15 protein-coding genes are annotated in these 21,032 nt (G+C 58.6%); 13 read left to right on the forward strand and 2 right to left on the reverse strand.

The window, feature by feature from the left end:
* On the reverse strand, positions 1–951 hold the full coding sequence (locus GC165_00870) for a hypothetical protein (GenBank protein ID MBI1331410.1): 951 nt from the start codon (positions 949–951) through the stop codon (positions 1–3).
* A gap of 144 nt (positions 952–1,095) precedes the next feature.
* Positions 1,096–4,374, reverse strand: coding sequence for a protease (locus tag GC165_00875; GenBank protein MBI1331411.1), 3,279 nt, complete (start codon positions 4,372–4,374; stop codon positions 1,096–1,098).
* 108 nt (positions 4,375–4,482) lie between these two features.
* On the opposite strand from GC165_00875, the gene GC165_00880 reads away from it, so the two are divergent.
* The 13 genes from GC165_00880 to GC165_00940 all read left to right on the forward strand — a co-directional run bounded on the left by GC165_00880 (position 4,483) and on the right by GC165_00940 (position 21,032).
* Complete coding sequence (locus tag GC165_00880) at positions 4,483–6,270, forward strand: DEAD/DEAH box helicase (GenBank protein ID MBI1331412.1); 1,788 nt, start codon at positions 4,483–4,485, stop codon at positions 6,268–6,270.
* Between the two features lie 123 nt (positions 6,271–6,393).
* Complete coding sequence (locus tag GC165_00885) at positions 6,394–8,307, forward strand: protoheme IX farnesyltransferase (GenBank protein MBI1331413.1); 1,914 nt, start codon at positions 6,394–6,396, stop codon at positions 8,305–8,307.
* 130 nt (positions 8,308–8,437) lie between these two features.
* Positions 8,438–9,208, forward strand: a complete 771-nt coding sequence (locus GC165_00890) for a cytochrome C (protein ID MBI1331414.1) — start codon at positions 8,438–8,440, stop codon at positions 9,206–9,208.
* A gap of 11 nt (positions 9,209–9,219) precedes the next feature.
* Entirely contained in the window at positions 9,220–12,342 is a 3,123-nt protein-coding gene (locus tag GC165_00895; protein MBI1331415.1) for a 4Fe-4S dicluster domain-containing protein, read from the forward strand.
* Positions 12,342–13,739 (forward strand): hydrogenase, encoded by a 1,398-nt coding sequence (locus GC165_00900; protein ID MBI1331416.1) that lies wholly within the window; start codon positions 12,342–12,344, stop codon positions 13,737–13,739. The genes GC165_00895 and GC165_00900 overlap by 1 nt, the downstream gene beginning before the upstream one ends.
* Complete coding sequence (locus tag GC165_00905; GenBank protein MBI1331417.1) at positions 13,740–14,291, forward strand: DUF3341 domain-containing protein; 552 nt, start codon at positions 13,740–13,742, stop codon at positions 14,289–14,291.
* Complete coding sequence (locus GC165_00910) at positions 14,279–14,899, forward strand: cytochrome c (protein ID MBI1331418.1); 621 nt, start codon at positions 14,279–14,281, stop codon at positions 14,897–14,899. Before GC165_00905 ends, GC165_00910 begins: the two co-directional genes overlap by 13 nt.
* A complete protein-coding gene (locus GC165_00915; GenBank protein ID MBI1331419.1) occupies positions 14,900–16,123 on the forward strand; it encodes a hypothetical protein in 1,224 nt (407 codons plus the stop codon). It abuts the gene before it with no gap.
* Positions 16,113–16,589 carry a hypothetical protein gene (locus tag GC165_00920; GenBank protein MBI1331420.1) on the forward strand — a complete coding sequence of 159 codons (477 nt, stop codon included), beginning with the start codon at positions 16,113–16,115 and terminating at the stop codon, positions 16,587–16,589. Before GC165_00915 ends, GC165_00920 begins: the two co-directional genes overlap by 11 nt.
* Positions 16,590–16,593: 4 nt before the next feature.
* Positions 16,594–17,523 (forward strand): hypothetical protein, encoded by a 930-nt coding sequence (locus tag GC165_00925; protein MBI1331421.1) that lies wholly within the window; start codon positions 16,594–16,596, stop codon positions 17,521–17,523.
* Positions 17,520–18,650, forward strand: a complete 1,131-nt coding sequence (coxB, locus tag GC165_00930) for a cytochrome c oxidase subunit II (GenBank protein MBI1331422.1) — start codon at positions 17,520–17,522, stop codon at positions 18,648–18,650. The genes GC165_00925 and coxB overlap by 4 nt, the downstream gene beginning before the upstream one ends.
* Positions 18,647–20,335, forward strand: a complete 1,689-nt coding sequence (locus GC165_00935; protein MBI1331423.1) for a cytochrome c oxidase subunit I — start codon at positions 18,647–18,649, stop codon at positions 20,333–20,335. Before coxB ends, GC165_00935 begins: the two co-directional genes overlap by 4 nt.
* 4 nt (positions 20,336–20,339) lie before the next feature.
* Complete coding sequence (locus GC165_00940; GenBank protein ID MBI1331424.1) at positions 20,340–21,032, forward strand: cytochrome c oxidase subunit 3 family protein; 693 nt, start codon at positions 20,340–20,342, stop codon at positions 21,030–21,032.

The following is a 21,032-nucleotide window of genomic DNA, read 5'->3' on the forward strand; positions in this document are numbered from 1 at the left end:
CTAAGCCGTCAGAACCGCGCGCTGCCCGTCGGTCAGCGCGTTCCACGCGCCTTCGCCGATCGAATCCATCGTCGCTTGGTCGCTTCCCCACGGAACGAAGACCCGCAGAAACACGACGTATCGGAACCGGTCGTCGTCAAACCCACCATTCTTCGGGTTGGAAGCGCTTCCCGGTTTGCGAGCGAATGCCTCATTGATTTCGGACGGCTGTTTGCCGGCCACCAAGCCGCACAGGAACATCGACGCCTCGCCCGCGCTCTGAGTCGGACCGACGTCGCCAACCACCGCGCTGAACCGGTTTCCGTTGTGCAGGTCGATCACAACCGCCGCATTGCCCGTCTTCGCCCCGCCGATATCGCCGCCGGGGATGACGACGTACGACACTTTCAGGGAGTCCAAATAACGGGATGTGCTCTGCACGGGCGGGTTCGAAGGGTTGGTCCACGCCGTCTTGCTCACGTAGTAGCCAGGCGCGGGGTCGGCGCCGGTCTGCACGTATGGATGGCCGTTCACGAATGCGATGATCGACGGCTTGAGGCCACCCGAGTTCGCATTGAAGTCCAGCCCCGTGTTGTTGGGGTGGTAGGTCAACGGACACCCGTCGGCATCCACCGCCATGTTCGCTTTGAAGAAGACCGCGTCGCCAGAATCGAACTTGAACAGGTTCACGCCGTCCCGCGTTGTCTTGCGGATGAGCGAAAAGTCGGCCGACGGCTCGGGTGTCGGCTCCGGGTCGATCAACACAAAGCCGAGCTCAGCGGCCTTCATATATGTATCGTGCCCGACCTTACCGTCGGTGCTCAAGCCATGGTCAGCCTGAAATTGAACGGTGGCGTTTTTGGTCTCGGTGCCGAACTGACTATCGACGCCTACTTGATATCCTTTTGAGGCTAAAAACGTCTGCCATCGCCGGACGTCCTCGCCGCTTGTTCCCACTTTTAAGAGTCTCATTTTCTAAACCCACTATCTCAAAGAAGCACCCGTCCGAACAGCATTGCAGTCCGCCATTATCAATTCGAGCGCCTTATTCGATATAACGAGATTACTAGGCTGTTTCTTACAGCCTAGCGTGAGTTTTTCAACATTTTTGTGTGGCTACCGTCCGCCTTGCTTCTTCCCTGGTTTAGGGGGCAGTTGAGACTTGTCTGGGAAGTTCGCCAGCGGTGGGTTCGGCACTCTGGTGTTGGCCAACTGCTTCAGTACCTCGGCGATAGCCGCCTCGAGCTGAGCGTCGCGACCCTGACGCCACAAATATGGGTCGAGTTCGACCTCGATATCCGGCGGAGTGCCTTCGTTTTCGATCACCCAATCGCCAGTCGTCGCCAGCATCATCGCGTCGTCGGGGGCCGTCACGCTTCCACCGTCCAAAAGTGGAAAACCGTACGCCGAGATCATCGCACCCCAGGTGCGTCGCCCGACCAGCTTGCCGACCTTGTGGAGCTTGAAGATGTATGGGAAGATATCGCCGCCCGAGCCCGCCATCTCGTTCACCAGCATCACTTTCGGACCGTAGATCGCCGCGCTCGGGTCGTGCATCCGCGCGCCGTAACGGGCCTTATCGATGAAGTCCAAGGGCTTCTGCATTTCGTTGACCATGAAGTCGTTGACGAGCCCGCCGTGGTTGAATCGGTCATCGACGATGAGGCCCTGCTTCTGCGTCTGCGCGTAGAAGTAGCGTAGGAACGCCTCGAAGCCGCCCCCGCCGGTGTCGGGCACGTGCACGTAGCCGATCTTGCCCGCCGTTGCCTTCTCCACCTCGCGCCGATTATCCTCGGCCCAGGCACGGAACCGCAGGCCAAACTCATTGGCGACAGGCACGACCGTGACCTCGCGCGAACCCACGCCGTCCGGCGTCGGCCCCAGCTTGATCTTGACCTGCTTGCCCGCTTTGCCTTCGAGCTGGAGGTAGATGTCCATTGCGTCGCTAAGTTCCTTGCCGTCGATCGCGAGCAGGTATTCGCCGGTTTTGGCATCGACGCCCGGCTGGGCCAAGGGTGCGGTTAGACTCGGGTTCCACCGCTCGCCATCGTAGATGCGCGCCAGCCGGTACCGGCCGTTCTCAAACGTGTAATCCGCCCCCAGGAGACCACCCGCCACGCTCTTCTGAACCGGCCGGTCGCCGCCACGGATGAACATGTGTCCGACGCACAGCTCGCCCAGCATGTCGGTGAACAGGTAGTTCAGGTCGTCGCGTGTCGCCAGGTTATCCAGGAACGGCTCGTACCGTTTCTCCATCATCACCGAGTCGATGCCGTGCAGATTGGGGTCGTATAGGAGCATCCGCTCGCCCGCCCACACTTCATGGTACATCGCCCGCCATTCGGCGCGAGGGTCGATCTTGGCTTTCAATCCGCTGAGGTCGATCGCGCCCGTGCCCGGGGCAGGAGGGGCCGCCGAGGGCACGATGGAAAGCTGGCCCTTCTGGTTCAATAGCAACTTGGATCCGTCCAGCGACGACTGCAGAGCATTCACGTTCTCCGCGAATTTGACCGGCTTTCGGTCGCTGAAGCTGAACTTATAGAGCGTGTTGCTTCCGCCGCCCGAAACCGCGTTGGCGCGCGGTGCATCGGCGATGGCGAAGAACGATCCCGTCGGTCCAGGTTCGAGGGCCGAATAGCCTTGGCGCGGCATCGGCAGAACGATGATGCGCTTCTCGATCCCGTCGAGGTCGATACCAAACGGGACAGGTTTAGGCGCATCGCCCGGCTTGTCTGCCTTCTCTGGTTTGTCGGTTTTGGGCTTGACGCCCTCTTCGTCGCTTTCGGGTTGAAGTGGATTCGGCAGGTCCTCTCGTAGGACCACAGCATAGACCGAACTCGTCGAGTTCGGCGCATTCAGAGTCGAGACGTCTTCGAAGTGCGCACCGAGCCCGACGTCGGTACTGACCGTGAAGTACAAGCTCTTGCCGTCGCGATCGAAGATTGGGTTCTCTGCGTCGGCAATGCCGTCGGTGATCTGCGTCACCTTCTTGCTGTCCAAACTGTACAAAAAGACGGCGTTGTAGAGGTTATCCAGGTCCCGACTCCAGGTCAGCCACTTGGAATCCGGCGACCACGCAGGCTGAATCTCGGTTCGCCCGCGATGGGTCTGTCGGTCGATCGTCTCGTTCTTGCCGGTCTCGATGTCGATGAAATTGAGGGTCAGTTTCTCGCAGGTGTAGGCAATCTTTTTACTGTCCGGAGACCAAACGAGGTTTTTATAAGCACCCGGGCTGTCGGCCAACGGTAGGCGCTTTTCTTTGGCGGTTGCCACATCGTACAAAGCCAGCATTTGCGGCCCATCCTCATCGCTAATATAAGCTAAAGTCTTGCCATCCGGCGACCACGTCGGTTCATGGCGATTGACGCCCTGCTTGCCATCGAGGAGCCGAATATCCCCCTTGCTAGCGGGCGCAGTGAAAATCCAGCCTCGGGCCGCGATCACCACACGCTGGGCGCTCGGCGAAAGCGAGTAGCCGGTCATCTGGCCCTTCACATCCTTGAATTCCGTGCGAACCTCGGGAAAGTCGGCGTGAATCTGGATCGGAACGCGGTGGGATTGGTGGGTCTTCAGATCGAAAAGCTGGATCGATCCGAGCTTTTCGTACACGATCGCGCCCGGTCCCGCCGAAGCCGACTTGATGTCGAACCCGCTTCCCGGAATCTCGACCGAAACCCGCCCGGATTTGGTGCTGTAGCGGCTGAGCCCCACCGGCCCGGTCGGGTCGGACATGTAATAAATGTCATCGCCGATCCACATCGGGTGCGAGTCGTTAGTGTTGGGATGCGGCACCGATTTCCAGGTCGAATCGGATAGTTGCAGAACCCAAATCGGCGTCGTTTGTCCGCCTCGGTACCGCTTCCACGCCTCCTGCCATTTACCGTTTGGGACGTAGGCGATCTGCTTGCCGTCGGGCGAAAACGAGCCGGCGACGCCCGCCGGGAGGGGAAGCGGCTTCGGGATTCCGCCGTTCTTGGAGACGGTGAACAGGCGCGGATAGTCCGTGTTCGAGAGCATTGACGATGAGAACAGCACGCTCTCGCCGTCGGGTGTCCACCCCGCCACATTGTCGTCGGCGGGATGCGCGGTCAGTCGCTTGGGAATACCGCCCTCGACCGGCATGGTGTACACGTCGGTATTGCCATCGTACTGCGCGGTGAAGGCGATGGTTTGGCCGTCGGGCGAGAACATCGGGTTCGATTCCACACCCGGCGAGTTGGTGAGGCGCTTTGCCTCGCCGCCCTCGCGCGGCACCGACCAGAGGTCACCCGCGTACTGGAACACGATGGTGGTCGCGCTCAAAGTCGGGTTCCGCATCAGTATGGGATTTGGACCCGGATCGAAATCGGCGTCCTGGCGCATGGCTCCCAAAACCAACAAACCGGCGAAAATCATGCCGGAATTCTACCGAGGCGAGGGCCCTCCCGAGACCTTTTGTTTTTTAGGAATCGCCACCGAAACTCGCACCATCGCCGCCATGCCTGCCGTCTTGAATCATTCCCGATGCATTCCCGCGACGCCGTGGCCAAGATCCTTTTGCGCCCCTACCAGGCCAAGGCCATGGGGCAGATCTTTGCCTGTCGCGATCGCGGACTCAAGCGCGTGCTCGCCGTCCTGCCCACTGGCACCGGAAAAACCACCCTCTTTAGCGCGCTGATTGGCGAAATCTACCGTGAGAGCAAAGCCTCTACGCTCGTGCTGGCCCACCGCCGCGAATTGCTAGAGCAGGCCGCTAACCGCATCCATCTTCAGAACCCCAAGCTGAGCGTGGACATCGAAGGCAACCTGAAGAACCGACCGGAAAAGCAGAACGTACTCGTCGGCTCGGTGCAGTCGCTGGGTCGCGAGAACACGACCCGTCTGGGCGAATGGAAGCCGGGTTGCCTCATCATCGACGAGGCTCACCATGCCCCCGCCGACAGCTACCAAAACGTCATGCGCTCGGTCGGCGCGTACGATGGCGGATGCTTCACCGTCGGCGTGACCGCCACCCCGCACCGCATGGACAACCGTCCGCTCCACGGCGAGGAGGAGGCGATTTTCGAAGAGGTGGCGTTCACATACACCCTGCGTGAGGCCATCGCCGACGGGTGGCTGGCCGACCTAAAGGGCTTCCGTGTGGCAACCGGCGTGGACCTTAGCAGGGTCCGCATCGTCCATGGCGACTACAGTTCGAAACAGCTTCAGGAAGCGGTCAACACCGAGAGCCGAAACCGAACCGCTTTCGAGAATTGGGTCAATATCGCCAAGGAGCGCAAGACTATCGTCTTCTGCACCGGCGTCGAGCACGCCAAGTCGGTAGCCGAGCTTTTCCGCCTCGAAGGCTTCACCGCCGAGTCGGTTGATGGCTCGATGAAGCTGGACGAGCGGTCGAAGATCATGAGCCGCTTCGCCACGGGGCGAATCCAAATCCTCACCAACGTCGAGATCGCCACCGAAGGGTTCGACGTGCCGGACGTCGGATGCGTGCTCCTGCTCCGTCCCACCAAAAGCTGGGCGCTCTTCTGTCAGATGATTGGGCGCGGCCTGCGCGTGTTGCCCAACACCATCGAAGGTCTGCCCGATGCCGACGCTCGCCGCGATCGTATTTCGCGATCGGATAAGTCCGACTGCATCGTCATCGACGTGGTCGATAACGGCAAAAAGCTCTCGGGTCCCAAGCCGGAAAAGGAAGATGAAGCTCCATCTCTGAGCGCCGTCGTTGGCCTGCCGCCCGACTTTGACCTCGAGGGCCACTCGCTGCTAGAGGCGATGCAGAAGTGGGATCAGCTCGACCCGCGCGCCCAAGCGATGATGTTCCGCCGCAACGTCAACTTCGACGAACTGGACAATTCGCTAACCGCGGTTGACCTCATCGCCGAACTCACCCCGCCGGACGAGATCATCGGCGTCAGCCGAAACGCATGGATGAAGGTCGGCGACGGCCGCTACCTGCTGGCGTGCGGGTCATCGCGGCTGGAGGGCCACCGCATGGCCGCCATCGAAGAAGACGCACTGAGCTTCTACCACCTGGTGCTCACCTCGGCCTCCCGCGAGCCGATGGAGTTCGAGCTTGGCCGCGACCTGCAGGATGCCTTTCACGTTGCCGACCGACGCATCAAGGACATTTGGCCGTTCACCAACGGTCTCACGCTGGCCAACACGCGCTGGCGAAACAATGCCGTGACCCAGGACCAGAAAGATGAACTGCGAAGGATGGGGGTGGAAGAAACAGTCCTCGCGATGCTGGACACCGCCGGTCAGGCCTGGACCCTCATGGAACTTAAGAAGAGGGAACTGTCCCGAAACTGATACTTTTCGGGGGATTGGGTTCTCTGGCGAGGAAAACTTGGGGAGAGTTTTACTGACAAAAGCCCCTTACGCCGTCTCCCCAAGAGGACTTTAATAGGGTTAAATAATTACACCCAAGGCCAAATGAATCCACAGAAAGGTTTCAATCTTTTCAGAAACTTCATTGCTGATCCCCAGACTGCAGGGGATGAGAAGGGTAATCGGCTGGCAGGCAACCCCGCTTTCGCCGCCTTTTCCTGGTTCTTCCTGGTCTACAACTTCCTCGTGGTCGCGTGGGGCGTCTTCCTTCGCTCCATGGGCTTCGGCGACGGATGCGGCGCAAACTGGCCGCTCTGCACCGGTCCGAAGGATCCGGCCAAGGGTTCGATCGCAACGCTGATTGAATCTTCCCACCGTTTTTCCACCGAGTTGGTCGGCCTGCTGGCCCTCATCATGGTCATCTGGGCCTTCCGCGCCTTCTCGAAGGGTCATCCCGCCCGCTGGGCGTCGAGCGTCGTGCTCGCCTTCACCTGTGTCGAGGCGCTGATCGGCCGCTATTTGGTCGTGAAGGGGCTCGTCACCTCGAACGCCACTGTTGAGCGCGCTCAATGGATGGGCTTGCACGTGCTCAGTACGTTCATGCTCCTCGGAAGCATCGCCGTCGCCGCCCTTGCGGCGAGCGAAATTCGCCCGATCCGCCTCAAGTCTCAAGGCACGGTCGGCTGGCTGTTAGCGTTTGGGTTCATCGGCACCATGCTTCTCGGCGTCAGCGGAGCGATCTCCGCGTTCGGTCACCAGGTTCGCCCCGACGTCGAAGGCTTGAGCGAGATGCTGAAGCCCACCGCCTTCTGGGCCAACAAACTCGCGGTCGCGCACCCGGTCGGTTCGGCCTCCATCGGCCTCTATCTGCTCTTGATGTGCAGTCTGGTCCAACACCTTCGCCCGGACCGCTTCGTTAAGAATGCGTCAAAAATGCTCATCGGCGCGCTGGTCATTCAGCTCGCCGTCGGTGCGCTCAACATCTTCTTCAAGGCCCCGGTTGGACTGCAAATGGTCCACCTCGTGCTGGCCGATCTCAACTGGGTCACGGTCGTCGTGCTCGCCGTCGCCGCCTTCGGTGTCGGCATCGAGCCGGTTGAATCTCGACCCGCGCCGGAAGCCGCCGAGACCTCCGAACCCCTACGGGGCAAGGAACTCATCAAAGCCTACGTCGCCCTCACCAAGCCGCGTGTCATCAGCCTCCTGTTGTTCACCACGATGACGGCGATGGTGGCAGCCAAGGGCACCTGGCCCGGTACATTCCTCTTTATCGTCGTGTCTCTGGCAGGCTACATGGTCGCCGGTGCCGCCAACACCATCAATATGGTCATCGACCGCGACATCGATATCACGATGAAGCGGACGAAAAAGCGCCCGACCGTCACGCAAAGCATCTCCAGCATCCACGCCCTTGTCTTCGCCTTTGCGCTGGCTTCTCTCTCCTTTGTTCTTCTCTGGGTGTTCGCGACTCCGCTGAGCGCTCTCATGGGACTGAGCGGCCTCGTTTTCTACGTAGTGATCTACACGATGCTGTTGAAGCGTCGAACCTGGCACAACATTGTCATCGGCGGCGCGGCCGGCGCGTTTCCCCCGCTCGTCGGGTGGGCGGCGGTCACCAACGATCTGCCCCCGTTGGCGTTGTATCTCTTCGGAATCATCTTTGTGTGGACCCCGGTCCACTTCTGGGCGCTCGCCCTGCTCATCAAAGACGATTACGCGGCGGCCGGCGTTCCCATGCTTCCCGTCGTGAAAGGTGACCGGGTAACGGTCATTCAAATCGGCGTCTATACGGTAGCCACCATCCTTGCAACATTTGTACCGGCTTTCTTCCCGCAAGTTGGATGGATCTATACGATCAGCGCGATTGTCCTCAATTTGATCCTCATTCGTAGTTTTTGGCGACTTTGGAAAAATATGTCGGACCGACCCCGGGCGAGCAGTCTGTTCCACTACAGCATGCTCTACCTGGCGATATTGTTCCTCATGTTTGCCATCGACAGGGTTGTGGTGATGGGTTGAACGGACAGCAATTTCACCGCCAGAATCGGTATCATCATTTTTTGTTTGCGAACGTCAGTTTCGCAAACAGCTTCGTCTCTCAAGGATGCGAGACAAGCACACCAAAAACGGAGCAACAGATTAAGTAAACATGGGTTCGCAGGTCTTTAAACCAAACGCCAACTCGATAGCGCGCATCACGATCCTTGCCATCGTCGCGACGCCGTTGACGGTCGGCCTTGCGCTCGCCGCGCTGTCGCGGTCGCCAGCCAATACCAAGGTGAACATCGCCAAGAACCAACCGGTTCCCTTTTCGCACCAGCACCACAACTGGGAACTTGGAATCGACTGCCGCTATTGCCATACGAGCGTCGAAAAATCGAGCTTTGCCGGCATTCCTGCGGTCGAGACCTGTATGAGCTGCCACTCGCAAATCTGGACGAACTCTCCGCTCCTGGAGCCGATCCGAGATGCGTACGCCACCGGCACGCCCATCAAGTGGAACCGCGTCAACAAGGTTCCCGACTTCGTTTACTTCAACCACTCGATTCACATCAACCGTGGTCTGAACTGCAACATCTGCCACGGCCCAATGCAGGACGAGCACATCACCGCCAAGGGTAACTCGTTCCAAATGGCCTGGTGTCTACAGTGTCACCGCGCACCGGAGCGCTACCTCGGCTGGAACAAGGACCTGAAGGAGCAATACCCGAACCTGACCCCGCGTGAGCTGGCGTTCAAGTTCTACTGGAAGCTTCAAACCGTCGGCAAGGGCGGCCTTTCTCAACGAGAGACCGAACTCGCTACCGGTCAGTTCGACGGCTCCGACCACCCGGAAGAAGTCGCCGACGGAAAGGAAATCGTCAAGCAACTGGGTATCAAGGTTCAGCAGGACGCCGACTGTACGGTGTGTCACCGATAAGGGATTTTTGAATGGAAGAACAGAAGATTAACAAGCAAGAAGCCCTGGAGAAGATGCGCGCCGAACTCGAAGGCAAGCGCGGCCAGCACTACTGGCGCAGCCTCGACGAAGTCAGCCAGTCGCCGGAATTCAAGTTGTGGTACGAGGACGAGTTCCCGAACCGACAAGACCTTCTCACGATCGACCGACGAACGCTTCTGAAGTTCGCGGGTGCCTCACTCGCCCTGGCTGGCCTTGCCGGTTGCCGTGGCGTGTTCCTGCCGGAAGAGAAGATCATCCCTTACGTCAAGGCGCCAGAAGAACTGGTGCCGGGCAAGTCGCTTTTCTATGCTTCGGCCGTCACCCTCGCGGGATACGCGACGGGCGTACTGGTCGAGCAGGTCGACGGACGACCGATCAAGCTGGAAGGAAACCCGGATCACCCGGCCTCCCGAGGCACGCTGGGCTCGATCTCGCAGGCCGAAGTTCTGAACTTTTACGATCCGGACCGGATGCAGAACGTTTTCCAGGGTGACGAGATTTCGACCTGGGAAGAGTTCGCCAAGGTCATGCGCGACCAGATGGATGCGCACGTGGCAACCGGCGGACGCGGAATCGTGCTCCTGTTCGGCGCGGTCACGTCGCCGACGCAAGCCGACCTCATCGCCAAATTCCAAAAGAAGTTCCCGAACGCGAAAGTTTTCTCGTGGGAGCCGTCGGGCCGAGCATCGGTCACCAAGGCGACTTCGACGCTGACGGGCAAGCCCAGCGTTCCCGTTTACGACTTCAGCAAAGCCAAGGTCGTGGTCTCGCTGGACGGCGACTTCCTCTGCAATACGGACAACCCAGGCGCGCTGATCTACGCTCGACAGTTTGCCGAAGCGCGAAAGGTTCGCGGAAGTCAAGGCGAAATGAACCGCCTCTACTCGATCGAAGCCAACCGAGGCTTGGTCGGAGCGATGTCTGATCACCGCTACATGGTGAAGCCGAGCGAACTGTATCACGCCGCTCTCGGTTTGGCCAGCCAACTGGGGGTCTCGGTTCCGACCGGTAAGGCGCCGGAAGGTCTGAGCAAGGACCTGGCCACCATCGCCGAAGATCTGAAGGCGAACATGGGCGCCAGCATCGTGGTTGCGGGTGAGCACGCCGCGCCGGAAGTCCACCAAGCCGCCCTCCTCATGAACCAGGCCCTGGGCAATATTGGCAAGACGGTCACGCTTGTCGATTCTCCCGAGTACTCGGCCAACTACGGCACCATTGCCGACTTGGTTGCCGAGCTGAGCACTGGCCTGGTCGACATTCTTTATATTTCGAACTGCAACCCGGTCTTCACCGCTCCGGCTGACCTCAAGTTTGCCGACAAGATGGCGAAGGCCAAACTGACGGTTCACCTGTCTGGCGACTACAACGAGACGTCGAAGCTGAGCAATTGGGTCCTCCCGATGGCTCACCATCTGGAAGCCTGGGGCGATGCCCGCTCGTTTGAAGGAACGGCTACCATCATCCAGCCGCTCATCGCGCCGCTGTTCGACGGTCGAAGCGAAGTCGAAGCCCTCTCTGGAATGATGGGCGAATCCCGAGGCGGATACGACATCGTTCGCGACTACTGGAAGTCGCAGAAGCTCGGCGGAACCGACTTCGAGAAGGGATGGCGAACCGCAGTTCATAACGGAACGATTCCTAATACGGCCTCGGCTACGGTCACGGTTGCAACGACTCCCAGTCTGCCTAGCCCAGCCCCGGCAAGCTCCGGCTACGAAGCTGCGTTCATTCCCGACACTGCGATCTACGACGGTCGGTACTGCAACAACGGTTGGCTTCAGGAACTGCCTCGCCCGCTGACCAAGGTCACGTGGGACAACGTGGTCACATTGGCGCCGTCCGATGCGGCGGCTCTCGGAATTCAGTCCGACGAATTGGTGCGAATCACCACCGCGACGGGCCAAGTCGAAGGCATCGCCTACCTCCTCCCGGGTCAAACGCCTGGATCGGTGACGCTGAACCTCGGCTACGGCCGCGAAGTCGGCGGCACGCTCGCGCTGCTGCGCGGCGATGAAGGCGGCGGCTTCAACCCGTACGTCATCCGCACGTCGGCGAGCCTCGCCTACGCGCCGATCACCGAGATCAAGGGTCTGGGCGACGACAAGCACCTCGCCAGCACCCAGGGCCACAGCCCGGTCGGTGGCAACCGAATCACGGACGACCGCGACGTCATCCGCGCCGGAACCCTCGAAGCGTTCAACAAGGAGGGTATGGAAGCCCTCATTATGGGCCGCGAGACCGAGCAGAAGGAAATCGACGACGCGAACCTTTTCCCGGAAGAAACTTTCGAATACGACGGATACCAGTGGGGTATGGCGATCGACATGAACGCCTGCACCGGATGCGGCGCGTGTATCACCGCCTGCCAGGCCGAGAACAACATTTCGGTCGTCGGTAAGGAGCAGGTGGGCCGTGGCCGTGAGATGCACTGGATTCGAACCGACCGCTACTATACCGGCGGCGACGAGAACCCGGACGTCGTGTGGCAGCCCATCGGTTGTATGCACTGCGAAAAGGCGCCCTGCGAGCCGGTCTGCCCGGTCGCGGCGACTGTCCACAGTCACGAAGGACTCAACCAGATGGTCTACAACCGCTGTGTGGGTACCCGATACTGCTCCAACAACTGTCCCTACAAGGTTCGACGGTTCAACTACCTCAACTGGACGGACAACCAAGAGCAGTTCACCAAGAAGACTTCGCCGTGGAACACGCGCATTGTCCCCGGACCGATCCGCGAGCCCAAGGCCGAAGGCGTTCAGCTTCTCAAGCTGTTGAACAACCCCGACGTAACGGTTCGAGGTCGAGGCGTCATGGAGAAGTGCACCTACTGCGTGCAACGAATCAACGAAGCCCGAATCGAATCGAAGAAGGCGGGTACGACGATCAAGGATGGCGACATCCTCACCGCGTGCCAGCAAACGTGTCCGAGCCAAGCAATCGTGTTCGGAAACATCGCAGACAAGGACAGCGAAGTTGCCAAGCTGAAGAAGGACCCCCGAAGCTACCTGCTTCTGAAGGAGCTCCAAACTCGGCCTCGCACCTCGCACCTCGCCAAGCTGCGCAATCCCAATCCGTCCATCAAAAATGAGAACGCATCGGAGGCATCTAAATAATGGCTGACAGCAGAATCAACGACCTGCTGATCACCGGCGATCAAACGTACGCATCGATCGACCATTCGATCGGTCGACTCGTGCTGGATACGAAGGCGCACTCGATCAACTGGTTCAAGTGGCTGGTGGTCGGCGTCCTCGGTTCGGGTGTCCTCTTGGTTAGCCTCGCATGGCTGATCTTCCAGGGCGTTGGTATCTGGGGTGACAACATCCCCGCCGCCTGGGGCTTCGACATCATCAACTTCGTTTGGTGGATCGGTATCGGCCACGCGGGAACGCTGATTTCGGCGATCCTTCTGCTTCTCCGCCAGCAATGGCGTAACTCGATCAACCGCTTCTCGGAAGCGATGACGATTTTCGCGGTTATGTGCGCCGGCATCTACCCGCTTCTGCACACCGGCCGTCCGTGGAACGACTACTGGCTGTTCCCTTACCCGAACATTCTGGGTATGTGGCCGCAGTTCCGCTCGCCGCTCCTCTGGGACGTCTTCGCGGTCTCCACGTACTTCAGCGTTTCGCTCGTCTTCTGGTTCGTCGGACTCATCCCCGACTTCGCCACGCTCCGCGACAAGACGAACAATAAGTACGCGAAGGTGGTCTTCGCTCTTCTCTCGATGGGATGGCGCGGAAGCACCAAGCACTGGCACCGATACGAGCAGATGTACTACATCTTGGCCGGCCTTAGCGCCCCGCTCGTTCTTTCGGTTCACAGTATCGTTAGCTTCGACTTTGCGATTTCGATCGTCCCGGGCTGGAACGTCACGGTCTTCCCGCCGTACTTCGTTGCTGGCGCGGTCTTTGCTGGATTCGCGATGGTTATCCTCTGGGGTCTCCCGCTTCGAAAGTACTATCGACTGGAGCACCTCATCACCAACCGGCACATGGACTGGATGGCCAAAATCCTCCTTGCAACCGGAATCATCGTTGCCTACGGTTACTTCCTGGAAGTCTTTTACCAGTTGTACAGCGCCAACCCGAGCGAGCTCAAGCTCCTCAAGGGAGTCCGATTGGACGGCATGTACGCGAAGTTCTACTTCATGCTCATCCTCTGCAACTGTATCATCCCGCAGATATTCTGGTGGAACAAGGCTCGAACCAGCACCTTCTGGCTGATGTTCGTGTCCAGTGCGGTTACGGTTGGAATGTGGCTTGAACGCTTCGTCATCATCCCGATGTCGCTGACCAGTAACTACTTGCCGTCCAGCAACAAGCCGTACTATCCGACGTTCTGGGACATCGCGATGTTCGCAGGCACCATCGGATTCTTCATCATGCTGATGATCCTCTTCGTGAGGTTCCTGCCGATGATCAACATCTTCGAAGTGAAGGACTTGCTCTACAAGATGAAAGGACAAAAAGAGTTCGTCGAAGGACAGAAGCCAGTGGAGGTTCAATAAATGGCTCACGATTTCTCCGATCCGACTGGCCTATACGCCATCGTTGGGGAGTTCGATGACCCGGACACCCTGATGAAGGCCGCCGAGGAGGCTCGGTTCGCGGGCTACAAGGAAATGGACGCCTACACGCCATTCCCGGTCCACGGCATGAGCGAGGCGATCGGCTTCCGCGACAGCAAGGTGCCGTGGACGGTTATCGCCTGCGGCATCATCGGTCTCACTTGCGGCTACACGCTTCAGTTCTACACATCGGTCATCGACTATCCGATGAACGTGGGTGGCAAGCCGCTGAACTCGATTCCGTCGTTCATCCCAGTCAGCTACGAATGTACGATTCTGTTCTCCGCCTTCAGCGCGGCGATCGGAATGTTCATCTACAACAAGCTTCCGATGCCCTACCATCCGATCTTCAACGCGAAGAACTTCGAGCGGGCCTCGCAGGATCGCTTCTTCCTAGCGATCGAAGCGAGCGACCCCAGCTACGATGAAGGCAAGATCGAGAAGCTGATGCGCGAACACGGCGCACTGGAGGTTTCGACATGCGATTACTAAGATGGGCCGCCGTTGGGTTCGCTGCCATTACTGTGGTGGGCTGTAACACCGACATGTGGGTGCAGAACAAAACGATGCCCCACTCCGAAAGCACGTTCTTTGCCGACGGATCTGGCCAGCGACCGCTGGTGCCGGGCACCATCCCCCGCGGCTACCTCCGCGAGGACGGCGCGTTCTACACCGGTATCGAAAACGGTAAGTGGGTCGACAAGATTCCGCTTCCCGTCACCAAAGAACTGATCGACCGCGGCCACGACCGATTCGACATCTACTGCACGCCGTGCCACGGACGACTAGGAGACGGACAAGGAATGATCGCCCAGCGCGGCTTCCAGCTTCAGCGACCGGTCGGCAACTACCACACGGATCGACTCCGTGCGATGCCGGTTGGCCACTTCTACGATGTCATCACAAACGGATACGGTGCGATGTACAGCTACGCCTCGCGCGTCGAGCCGCAAGACCGATGGGCGATCGTCGCCTACATTCGCGTCCTGCAGTTGGCTCACCACGCGCCGGTCAGCGAACTCAACGACAACGACAAGGCGGAGCTCAATAAGAAAACCGATGCAACCCCAGAAACCCATGCCGAAGGAGAAAGCCACTAAATGAGCGAAGCGGTCATGACTAACGATGCCATGCCGACGAGCGGCGACAACAAGCCGAACTTCCTGGGATGGAAGTCCGGTGCGGGCCTTCTCGGACTGCTGGCTGGACTCGGAGTTTGGGCGGCGCTTTTCTTTGGCGGCGATCAGACGGCCCTCGGCGGCTATATGTTCGGCTACATCTTCTGGGTGGTCGTCACCATGGGTTGCCTTGCGCTCACCTTCCTCCACGGCTCCATCAACTGTAGCTGGACGATCGCCACGCTTAGAATCTTCGAAGCCGGTTGCCACCCGTTCATGTTCGGTGCGCTCGCTTTCTTCTATCTTCCCATCTGGAAGCACATGGACAAGATCTATATCTGGGTGAATCCCGGAGACGACAAAGTCCTCCAGATGAAGAGCGCCTACCTCAACGAGCCACGAGTCGTCGCCACATTCTTCGGAATCATGGCTCTCATGGCCTTCGGTTCGTGGGTGATGCAGTCTTCCTCTCGCCGCCAGGACAAGTCCATGGCCGACAAGGAGCGACAGCTTCGAACCAACTTCGGTACGCCGAGCTTGGTCGTAATGGCACTGGCCGCCACCGTCTTCCTCACCGACCTCGCGATGTCGCTGACGCCGCACTGGTACAGCACGATCTACCCGCTTTGGCTGGTGATCGGCGGATGCCAGACCGCGCTCTGCATCGCCATCGCGCTGGTTTGTAGCAACGCCAAGAAAGAGCCGTACGCAAGCTCGATGTCCCCGTCGCTGACGAAGGACCTCGGCAACATGATGTTCGTGCTGACGATGCTGTGGGCTTACACCTCGGTCTCCCAGCTCATCATTCTGTGGAACGGAAACATTCCGGAAACCGCCATCTTCTACGCTCACCGTGGCAGCGACACCCGATTGGGTTGGAACTTCCTTGGCGCGTCCACGATCCTTGGATGTTTCATCATTCCGTTCTCGGTCCTGCTCTCCACTCGACTGAAGCGATATGCCGACCGAATCCGCAACGTGGCGCTGTTCATTCTGATCTTCCGCGTCATCGACGTGTACTGGATCATCGCCGCATCGGTACCTCACCGAGGGACTTTTGAAGCAAAGCCGACCCTGTGGGACGTTCTCGGATTCCTCGCGTTGGGCTTGGTCTGGTTCGGTGTGATGCTTAACCGAGTGGCTACCGCGCCGTTGCTCCCCCAATATGACCCTCGACTGAAGGAGGCGAAAGCCAATGCACACTGAGTTTAAACCAGAAGATCCTGATGTTTTAAAGGAGATGGGTTACGACCGTCGTGACCTTAAAATCCCGCTCCTGACGAAATGGACTATCGGCATCACCGCCGGTTGTGCAATCTGTTTCGCCATCGCTTTCCCGATCTACAGCCTTTTGTCGGGCGGCGGACTCCTCGGCTTTAGCCGCCAACCGGCTCCGGCGACGAGGAACAACATCAAATCGCCAAATCCTCTCCTGCAGGATAACTTCACCACCAAGACGGACATCCAAACGATGCGCCGCCATGAGGACGAAGTGATGACCCACTACTCGTGGGACGATCAGAGCAAGGGTATTGCCCACATTCCGATCGAGCGCGCAGAAGAGCTGATCCTTGAGAAGGGTGTGAGCACCGGCAACGAAGTGCCGGCAAAGACGGTCGGAAACACCATTCAACAGAACGCTGTCGGTCCGGGTACAAGCGGACAGAGGTAAACACATGAAGAAGAAAACAAGCCCAATCTGGATTCCAATTTCGATGGCCCTCCTGGTCGTTGGTCTTGTTGCCGTCATTCGTCCTATCAAGTCGAACGGAATCTTTGGCAAAAAATTCGACTTAAAGCCGCATATCGGCGCACAAATGCCGGTCGATGTGCAACTCACGGAGTCCGATGGAAAGTCTCACCAGTTCGGTGAGTATTTCCGCACTGGTCGGCCCGTGCTGTTCCTGCCTATTTTCTACAAGTGCAACGGTGTGTGCTTCACGGAAACGGATTCGCTGGTGAAGATGCTCATGAAGGAAACCGCTCTGAGCACCAAGCGATCGGTGGATTCCGTTATTCCCGGCCGAGACTTCGATCTCGTCGTCGTTAGCATCCACCCCAAGGAAACCGTGGACCTCGCTCGCGCCAAGAAGGCCGAGCTGATGTCTGCCTTCCGAGAAGCGTGGGAGAACCAGACTCCGGCCATGCAGGAGAAGCTGGACCAGTACGTCGAAAGCGGTATCCACTACACCGTGGGTAAGCCGGACGATGTGAAGAAGCTCACCGATGCGATGGGCTTCTACTACTCCTACGATGAGAGCAAAGATTGGGTGAACCACCCCGCCGCGGCCGCTTTCTTGGCGACCTCCGGCAAGATCGTCGCCTACAACACCGGCTCCGAGTTCCAAACAAAAACGGTGCGCAACAACGTGCATGAAGCCTTCAAGGGTTTGACCCAGCCACTGGGCGACGTCTTCCTTCTCGGTTGCTTCAAGCTCGCCTCGTCCAGCCCGCGAACCCGCACGATCGTCGAGGTCACGAACTACACCGCTTTGGCGACCGTGCTCGGCATCTCGCTCCTCGTCTGGCGCTTTAATAAGAAATTCCCTAGCAATACTCTCCCCGGCGATTCCAAGAAGGGATCTGGGGACAACCAGAAGCCATGAACCTAGCTAACTTCCCCTTTGCACCGCCCGCCGCGTCGAACTTCGCGTCCGAAATGGACACGCTGTTCTACTCGATCTTTGGGCTGTCAGTGTTCTTTGCGGTCGTCACCTTCTTCTTTGTGGTGTTCTACGCATTCCGCTACCGGGCGGGGTCCTCTGCTGATCGATCCAGCCCCGTTTACGAGAACATGAAGATGGAAGTGATCTGGATCGTCGTTCCGACGATTCTGGCCATCATCTTCTTTGGCTGGGGCGCAAAGGTGTACGCCGACGTTCGAATTCCACCGAAGGATGCGAAGGAAATCTACGTCGTCGGCAAGCAATGGATGTGGCACATCCAGCATCCGAACGGCGTGCGCGAGAACAACACGCTGCACGTGCCGATCGATACCGACATCAAGCTGACGATGATCTCGCAAGACGTCATCCACGCCTTCTACATTCCGGCGTTCCGGGTTCAGTTCATGGTTGTTCCCGGCCGCTATACACAGATGTGGTTCCGACCGACACAGATCGGCACCTACCATCTCTTCTGCAACATGTACTGCGGTGCCCAGCACTCCGAAATGGGTGGCTCGGTCATCGTCATGAGCAAGAAGGATTACGCCGAATGGTTGGCTAACAACGGTTCGATGCGACAAAATCTCACCCCGGCCCAGGCAGGCGAAAAGCTGTTCACCAAGATCGGCTGTGCCAACTGCCACGGTCCAGTCGACATGCCGCCGCGCGCTCCGTCGCTCGCCGGACTGTATGGTAAGACTCGCGAGATGACCAACGGTCAGAAGCTCCTCGCCGATGAAACCTACATCCGAGAAGCGATCCTTCGCCCGAGCGAAGCGGTCCTCAAGGGCTACGACAACACGATGCCCGCCTACGATAAGCAGATCAGCGAAGACGACATTATGTCCCTGATCGCTTTCATCAAGGCTGGCGCAATGCCGTCCCTTCCGGCGAGCAACCTCGCCGCCGGTAGCGCAGGCACCGAAGCTCAGGTGAAGGGCAAAGCAGGATTAAACGCGAACGCACTCGAGTACAACGCCGAGCGAGCGGACGCAACGCCGACGGAACGCGGAAGCAGTCACGCGGTCGGTGCTATGGCTGCAGAAAAGGTTGATCAGAAACGATGAGCACTACGGTAACTACCCCCATCGGTAATGTCGAACCGGCGCCAAAGCCGAGAACGAATTACCTAACGAATGGACACACGCTCCGCTCGTGGCTCCTGACGGAGGACCATAAGCGAATCGCCATTCTGTATCTCATCTCCGTTAGCTTCTTCTTCATGCTGGGTGGAAGCTTCGCCGGAATGATTCGCTGGGAGCTCACGTCCCCGGCCGGAAACATTCTCGAATCGGACGCCTATAATCGTGTCTTCACGGCTCACGGCGCCATCATGGTCTTCCTATTCCTGCTGGTTGCGGTACCGGCGGTGCTAGGCAACTTCTGTCTACCGCTGATGATCGGGGCCAAAGACCTCGCCTTCCCGCGTATCAACCTGCTCAGTTGGTACCTGTACACGGCGGCGGGCACCCTCGTTCTCATCTCGGTTATCTCAGGCGGCGTTGACGCGGGCTGGACCTTCTACACGCCGTACTCTAGTCTTTACTCAAACAGTAACGTCTCGCTCTGTTTGGTCGGTGTCTTCATAGGAGGTTTTAGCTCGATTACAACGGGCGTCAACTTCATTGCCACCGTCCATAGGATGCGTGCGCCAGGCATGACCTGGTTCCGCATGCCGCTGTTCGTGTGGGCGCACTACGCCACCGGCATCATCATGATGCTCGGTACGCCGGTCGTCGCCATCACGCTCCTCTGCGTCATCTTTGAGCGAACGTTCCAACTGCCGATCTTCAGCCCGGAGCTTGGTGGAGACCCCGTTCTCTTCCAACACATGTTCTGGTTCTATAGCCACCCGGCGGTCTACATCATGGTTCTGCCGTCCTTCGGCGTCATCTCCGAGGTCATCACCGCATTCTCAAGGAAACGGGTGTTCGGCTACCACTTCATCGCGTTCTCGTCCCTCGCCATCGCCTTCCTAGGCTTCTTGGTCTGGGGCCACCACATGTTCGTCTCCAGCCAGTCGATGTATCAAGGTGTGGCGTTCTCGCTGATCACCTTCCTTCTGGCGGTTCCGTCCGCGATCAAGGTCTTTAACTGGACGGCGACGATGTGGAAGGGCAACATCCACCTGAACTCGCCGATGATCTACGCCATCGGCTTCATGGGGCTGTTCCTCATCGGTGGTCTCACCGGCCTGTTCCTCGCCTGTATGGGTACGGACGTGCACCTCACCGCCACCTACTTCATCGTGGCGCACTTCCACTACGTCATGGTTGGTGGAACGGTCATGGGATTCCTCGCCGGCCTCCACTTCTGGTGGCCAAAGATGACGGGCAAGCTGTTCAACGACAACGTCGCCCGCTGGAACGCCATCGTGGTCTTCCTCGGCTTCAACCTCACGTTCTTCCCGCAGTTCATCCTCGGATGGCTGGGCATGCCACGACGCTACCACTACTACTACTTCGCACCGGAATATCAGCCATTCAACATCATGTCGACGCTGGGTGCGACGGTTCTGGGTGTCGGCTTCATCGTCCCCGTCTTCTACCTGATCACCTCGCTGTTCAAGGGTAAGCCGGCTGGCGATAACCCGTGGGGTGCCCACGGCCTGGAATGGCAGACCACCTCGCCTCCTCCGACGGAGAACTTCTACTACGATCCGATCGTCACCGACGATGTTTACGACTACGATCCGGTTGCCGAACACGAACAATTCTTGGAAAAACAACGACAGCTAGGAGCGCACGCTTAAAGAAATGTCATCGCACGCACACTCAGATAGTCCGGTCAAGTTTCAGTACCACGATATCGACCAACAGAACGATACGTACATCATCGGGATGTGGTCCTTCATGGTCACCGAGATCATGTTCTTCGGTGGACTGTTCCTGATCTATACGCTCTATCGATTGAACTACCAGGGCGACTGGTGGCTGGCGCACGAGCACCTGAGCTGGCAATGGGGTGGCGTCAATACGCTGAACCTGCTGCTCAGCTCGCTCTGCATGGCGCTTGCCGTGCGTGCCGCTCAGCGGAAGGATCGAACGACGGTCCTCATTCTTTTGGCAATCGTAGTCGGGTGTGGCGCGATCTTCATGGGTATCAAATATTGGGAGTACTCGACGAAGATTGCTGATCACCTGTACCCTGGACCGAGCTTTACGCAAGATCCTTCCATCGTTCATGGTGCAAATCTGAACCATGCTCAGTTGTTCTACGGACTCTACTTTGGTATGACCGGTCTGCATGGCGTTCACGTCGTGGTGGGAATGATCCTGATCTCGACACTGTGGCGCTTCTGGTACAAGAAGAAGAAGATCGTCACGGAAGACTTCATCCCCACCGAGTTGATTGGTCTCTATTGGCACTTCGTGGACATCGTGTGGATCTTCCTCTACCCGTTGTTCTATCTCATGCCCAAGCCCTACACTATCGGGGGAGGTCACTAA

The organism is Armatimonadota bacterium (assembly GCA_016125185.1).
Classification (GTDB): domain Bacteria; phylum Armatimonadota; class Fimbriimonadia; order Fimbriimonadales; family Fimbriimonadaceae; genus Fimbriimonas.

What these genes read in the sequence shown, in the direction of transcription:
- GC165_00870 (MBI1331410.1), bottom strand. Translation starts at nt 951, where the DNA reads ATGAGACTCTTAAAAGTGGGAACAAGCGGCGAGGACGTCCGGCGATGG.
- GC165_00875 (MBI1331411.1), bottom strand. Translation starts at nt 4,374, where the DNA reads ATGATTTTCGCCGGTTTGTTGGTTTTGGGAGCCATGCGCCAGGACGCC.
- GC165_00880 (MBI1331412.1), top strand. Translation starts at nt 4,483, where the DNA reads ATGCATTCCCGCGACGCCGTGGCCAAGATCCTTTTGCGCCCCTACCAG.
- GC165_00885 (MBI1331413.1), top strand. Translation starts at nt 6,394, where the DNA reads ATGAATCCACAGAAAGGTTTCAATCTTTTCAGAAACTTCATTGCTGAT.
- GC165_00890 (MBI1331414.1), top strand. Translation starts at nt 8,438, where the DNA reads ATGGGTTCGCAGGTCTTTAAACCAAACGCCAACTCGATAGCGCGCATC.
- GC165_00895 (MBI1331415.1), top strand. Translation starts at nt 9,220, where the DNA reads ATGGAAGAACAGAAGATTAACAAGCAAGAAGCCCTGGAGAAGATGCGC.
- GC165_00900 (MBI1331416.1), top strand. Translation starts at nt 12,342, where the DNA reads ATGGCTGACAGCAGAATCAACGACCTGCTGATCACCGGCGATCAAACG.
- GC165_00905 (MBI1331417.1), top strand. Translation starts at nt 13,740, where the DNA reads ATGGCTCACGATTTCTCCGATCCGACTGGCCTATACGCCATCGTTGGG.
- GC165_00910 (MBI1331418.1), top strand. Translation starts at nt 14,279, where the DNA reads ATGCGATTACTAAGATGGGCCGCCGTTGGGTTCGCTGCCATTACTGTG.
- GC165_00915 (MBI1331419.1), top strand. Translation starts at nt 14,900, where the DNA reads ATGAGCGAAGCGGTCATGACTAACGATGCCATGCCGACGAGCGGCGAC.
- GC165_00920 (MBI1331420.1), top strand. Translation starts at nt 16,113, where the DNA reads ATGCACACTGAGTTTAAACCAGAAGATCCTGATGTTTTAAAGGAGATG.
- GC165_00925 (MBI1331421.1), top strand. Translation starts at nt 16,594, where the DNA reads ATGAAGAAGAAAACAAGCCCAATCTGGATTCCAATTTCGATGGCCCTC.
- coxB (MBI1331422.1), top strand. Translation starts at nt 17,520, where the DNA reads ATGAACCTAGCTAACTTCCCCTTTGCACCGCCCGCCGCGTCGAACTTC.
- GC165_00935 (MBI1331423.1), top strand. Translation starts at nt 18,647, where the DNA reads ATGAGCACTACGGTAACTACCCCCATCGGTAATGTCGAACCGGCGCCA.
- GC165_00940 (MBI1331424.1), top strand. Translation starts at nt 20,340, where the DNA reads ATGTCATCGCACGCACACTCAGATAGTCCGGTCAAGTTTCAGTACCAC.